At 54.6% G+C, this 5446-nt stretch carries 3 rRNA genes; all 3 read left to right on the forward strand.

What is annotated here, in order from left to right:
• Nucleotides 1-134: 134 nt before the first annotated feature.
• Nucleotides 135-1659, forward strand: a 16S ribosomal RNA gene (locus AB0E56_RS19440).
• Nucleotides 1660-2068: 409 nt separating this feature from the next.
• Nucleotides 2069-5173: ribosomal RNA gene (locus tag AB0E56_RS19445) — 23S ribosomal RNA — on the forward strand.
• A 108-nt stretch (nucleotides 5174-5281) separates the two neighbouring features.
• Nucleotides 5282-5398, forward strand: a 5S ribosomal RNA gene (gene rrf / locus AB0E56_RS19450).
• The 16S, 23S and 5S rRNA genes sit together here, the layout of an rRNA operon.
• The last annotated feature ends 48 nt before the right edge of the window (nucleotides 5399-5446 follow it).

Genomic DNA, 5446 nt, shown 5'->3' on the forward strand with positions numbered 1-5446 from the left:
TGAGAATTCCTTTGGATCAAAGACCAATCCCTTTCGGGGGGTTGGCATTGGATGAAGTCAGCAATGAATTTGTCTCTTTGGTCAGCATCAAACTCGCTGCGTCATCGTTTTCCCGGTGTCGTATGCATTTCTTTTTTACGGAGAGTTTGATCCTGGCTCAGGATGAACGCTGGCGGCGTGCTTAACACATGCAAGTCGAACGGTGAACACGGAGCTTGCTCTGTGGGATCAGTGGCGAACGGGTGAGTAACACGTGAGCAACCTGCCCCTGACTCTGGGATAAGCGCTGGAAACGGCGTCTAATACTGGATATGTGACGTGATCGCATGGTCTGCGTCTGGAAAGATTTTTCGGTTGGGGATGGGCTCGCGGCCTATCAGCTTGTTGGTGAGGTAATGGCTCACCAAGGCGTCGACGGGTAGCCGGCCTGAGAGGGTGACCGGCCACACTGGGACTGAGACACGGCCCAGACTCCTACGGGAGGCAGCAGTGGGGAATATTGCACAATGGGCGCAAGCCTGATGCAGCAACGCCGCGTGAGGGATGACGGCCTTCGGGTTGTAAACCTCTTTTAGCAGGGAAGAAGCGAAAGTGACGGTACCTGCAGAAAAAGCGCCGGCTAACTACGTGCCAGCAGCCGCGGTAATACGTAGGGCGCAAGCGTTATCCGGAATTATTGGGCGTAAAGAGCTCGTAGGCGGTTTGTCGCGTCTGCTGTGAAATCCCGAGGCTCAACCTCGGGCCTGCAGTGGGTACGGGCAGACTAGAGTGCGGTAGGGGAGATTGGAATTCCTGGTGTAGCGGTGGAATGCGCAGATATCAGGAGGAACACCGATGGCGAAGGCAGATCTCTGGGCCGTAACTGACGCTGAGGAGCGAAAGGGTGGGGAGCAAACAGGCTTAGATACCCTGGTAGTCCACCCCGTAAACGTTGGGAACTAGTTGTGGGGTCCATTCCACGGATTCCGTGACGCAGCTAACGCATTAAGTTCCCCGCCTGGGGAGTACGGCCGCAAGGCTAAAACTCAAAGGAATTGACGGGGACCCGCACAAGCGGCGGAGCATGCGGATTAATTCGATGCAACGCGAAGAACCTTACCAAGGCTTGACATATACGAGAACGGGCCAGAAATGGTCAACTCTTTGGACACTCGTAAACAGGTGGTGCATGGTTGTCGTCAGCTCGTGTCGTGAGATGTTGGGTTAAGTCCCGCAACGAGCGCAACCCTCGTTCTATGTTGCCAGCACGTAATGGTGGGAACTCATGGGATACTGCCGGGGTCAACTCGGAGGAAGGTGGGGATGACGTCAAATCATCATGCCCCTTATGTCTTGGGCTTCACGCATGCTACAATGGCCGGTACAAAGGGCTGCAATACCGCGAGGTGGAGCGAATCCCAAAAAGCCGGTCCCAGTTCGGATTGAGGTCTGCAACTCGACCTCATGAAGTCGGAGTCGCTAGTAATCGCAGATCAGCAACGCTGCGGTGAATACGTTCCCGGGTCTTGTACACACCGCCCGTCAAGTCATGAAAGTCGGTAACACCTGAAGCCGGTGGCCTAACCCTTGTGGAGGGAGCCGTCGAAGGTGGGATCGGTAATTAGGACTAAGTCGTAACAAGGTAGCCGTACCGGAAGGTGCGGCTGGATCACCTCCTTTCTAAGGAGCATCTGACACCTCCGGGTGTCCAGAACCCAGATCGAAGGCATACGTTCTTCGCTGGGAGCTCATGGGTGGAACATTTGACATGGTGCGAACGATGCCTCTCTTCTCTAGTACGCCGCTTGCGGTTGGAACGGGGTGGGTGGCGGATGTCGCACCTGCACGCTGTTGGGTCCTGAGGGACCGGATGCGGATCCTTTGGGATCTGGTCTGAACCTCTGGGCCTTTCGTTGTTTCCCCGGTGGGGAAGCGGTGAGGGGTACCGCCCGTACTTTGAGAACTACACAGTGGACGCGAGCATCTTGCAACAGCCTTCGGGTTGTTGCACAAGATGATCTTAAAGATCATTAGTCAATTTCTGATCCCGCCTTCGGGTGGGGTCGAGTTTTGATTCAAACTCATGTGATTTCAAGTCTTTAAGAGCAAACGGTGGATGCCTTGGCATCTGGAGCCGAAGAAGGACGTAGCAATCTGCGATAAGCCTCGGGGAACTGATAAGCAAGTTTTGATCCGAGGGTGTCCGAATGGGGAAACCCCGCTGGGCGGCGTGCCGACCTAGTGACTCCCGCCTGAATATATAGGGCGGGTAGAGGGAACGTGGGGAAGTGAAACATCTCAGTACCCACAGGAAGAGAAAGCAACCGCGATTCCGTTAGTAGTGGCGAGCGAAACCGGATCAGGCTAAACCTAGCGTGTGTGATAGCCGGCAGGCGTTGCACGTTGGGGGTTGTGGGACTTTTCAGTCATCTCTGCCGAGGTGGCGGCGTTACAAGAAGGTATAGACGAACGGTCTTGAAAGGCCGGTCATAGAGGGTGCCAACCCCGTAGTCGAAATGCTTCTCTTGGCGCGAAGAGTATCCCAAGTAGCACGGGGCCCGTGAAATCCCGTGTGAATCTGTCAGGACCACCTGATAAGCCTAAATACTCCCAGATGACCGATAGCGGACAAGTACCGTGAGGGAAAGGTGAAAAGTACCCCGGGAGGGGAGTGAAATAGTACCTGAAACCGTTTGCTTACAAACCGTTGGAGCCTCCTTAGTAGGGGTGACAGCGTGCCTTTTGAAGAATGAGCCTGCGAGTTAGCGATATGTGGCGAGGTTAACCCGTGTGGGGTAGCCGTAGCGAAAGCGAGTCTGAATAGGGCGATTCAGTCGCATGTCCTAGACCCGAAGCGAAGTGATCTATCCATGGCCAGGTTGAAGCACGTGTAAGAGCGTGTGGAGGACCGAACCCACTTAGGTTGAAAACTGAGGGGATGAGCTGTGGATAGGGGTGAAAGGCCAATCAAACTTCGTGATAGCTGGTTCTCTCCGAAATGCATTTAGGTGCAGCGTTGCGTGTTTCTTGCCGGAGGTAGAGCTACTGGATGGCCGATGGGCCCTACAAGGTTACTGACGTCAGCCAAACTCCGAATGCCGGTAAGTGAGAGCGCAGCAGTGAGACTGTGGGGGATAAGCTTCATAGTCGAGAGGGAAACAACCCAGACCACCAACTAAGGTCCCAAAGCGCGTGCTAAGTGGGAAAGGATGTGGAGTTGCTGTGACAACCAGGAGGTTGGCTTAGAAGCAGCCACCCTTGAAAGAGTGCGTAATAGCTCACTGGTCAAGTGATTCCGCGCCGACAATGTAACGGGGCTCAAGCACGCCACCGAAGTTGTGGCATTGACATTATTGGTAGGCCTTCGTGGTCCAGCCGTGTTGATGGGTAGGAGAGCGTCGTGTGGCCAGCGAAGCGGCGGTGGAAACCAGCCGTGGAGGCTACACGAGTGAGAATGCAGGCATGAGTAGCGAATGACGTGTGAGAAACACGTCCTCCGAAAGACCAAGGGTTCCAGGGTCAAGCTAATCTTCCCTGGGTAAGTCGGGACCTAAGGCGAGGCCGACAGGCGTAGTCGATGGACAACGGGTTGATATTCCCGTACCGGCGAAGAACCGCCCAAGCTAATCCAGTAGTGCTAAGTGTCTGAATCCCAGTGACTGATCCCTTCGGGGTGACGCTCTGGGCCTAGCGCACGACCCCATTCTGGTGCGGTTAGCGTATTAACAGGTGTGACGCAGGAAGGTAGCCCAAGCCAGGCGATGGTTGTCCTGGTGCAAGTGCGTAGGCCGAGTCGTAGGCAAATCCGCGATTCATTGAGGCTGAGACACGATGCGGATAAAAAGTGGGTGATCCTATGCTGCCAAGAAAAGCATCGACGCGAGGTTCTAGCTGCCCGTACCCCAAACCGACTCAGGTGGTCAGGTAGAGAATACCAAGGAGATCGAGAGAATCGTGGTTAAGGAACTCGGCAAAATGCCCCCGTAACTTCGGGAGAAGGGGGGCCTTCGGCGTATAGGGATTTACTCCCGAAAGCGTTTGGAGGCCGCAGAGACTAGTGGGTAGCGACTGTTTACTAAAAACACAGGTCCGTGCCAAGTCGCAAGACGATGTATACGGACTGACGCCTGCCCGGTGCTGGAAGGTTAAGAGGACCGGTTAGCCGCAAGGCGAAGCTGAGAATTTAAGCCCCAGTAAACGGCGGTGGTAACTATAACCATCCTAAGGTAGCGAAATTCCTTGTCGGGTAAGTTCCGACCTGCACGAATGGCGTAACGACTTCCCAACTGTCTCAACCGCGAACTCGGCGAAATTGCATTACGAGTAAAGATGCTCGTTACGCGCAGCAGGACGGAAAGACCCCGTGACCTTTACTACAGCTTGGTATTGGTGTTCGGTGTGGCTTGTGTAGGATAGGTGGGAGACTTTGAAGCATGGACGCCAGTTCGTGTGGAGTCATTGTTGAAATACCACTCTGGTCACTCTGGATATCTAACTTCGAACCGTAATCCGGTTCAGGGACAGTGCCTGGTGGGTAGTTTAACTGGGGCGGTTGCCTCCCAAAAAGTAACGGAGGCGCCCAAAGGTTCCCTCAACCTGGTTGGCAATCAGGTGTCGAGTGTAAGTGCACAAGGGAGCTTGACTGTGAGACTGACAGGTCGAGCAGGGACGAAAGTCGGGACTAGTGATCCGGCAGTGGCTTGTGGAAGCGCTGTCGCTCAACGGATAAAAGGTACCTCGGGGATAACAGGCTGATCTTGCCCAAGAGTCCATATCGACGGCATGGTTTGGCACCTCGATGTCGGCTCGTCGCATCCTGGGGCTGGAGTAGGTCCCAAGGGTTGGGCTGTTCGCCCATTAAAGCGGTACGCGAGCTGGGTTTAGAACGTCGTGAGACAGTTCGGTCCCTATCCGCTGCGCGCGTAGGAAGTTTGAGAGGATCTGACCCTAGTACGAGAGGACCGGGTTGGACGAACCTCTGGTGTGTCAGTTGTTCCGCCAGGAGCACCGCTGATTAGCTACGTTCGGGATGGATAACCGCTGAAAGCATCTAAGCGGGAAGCCGGCCTCAAGATGAGACTTCCATACCTTCGGGTGAGAGGCTCCCAGCCAGACTACTGGGTTGATAGGCCAGATGTGGAAGTGCAGTAATGCATGCAGCTGACTGGTACTAATAAGCCGATGACTTGATAACACACCGTTTGTTGGTGCTACGCGTCCACTGAGTGGTTCTCGATGTACGGTCGAGAACCGCATAACAACAATGACTTTGTTATGTGTTTGATTGAAACATCAATAGTGTTTCGGCGGCCATAGCGTGAGGGAAACGCCCGGTTACATTCCGAACCCGGAAGCTAAGCCTCACAGCGCCGATGGTACTGCAGGGGGGACCCTGTGGGAGAGTAGGACACCGCCGGACTCCTTTTAAACAAAATGGCCACCCAACGCTGGGTGGCCATTTTGCGTT

It is taken from the genome of Microbacterium sp. NPDC028030 (assembly GCF_040637855.1).
In the GTDB taxonomy this organism is placed as follows: Bacteria; Actinomycetota; Actinomycetes; order Actinomycetales; family Microbacteriaceae; genus Microbacterium.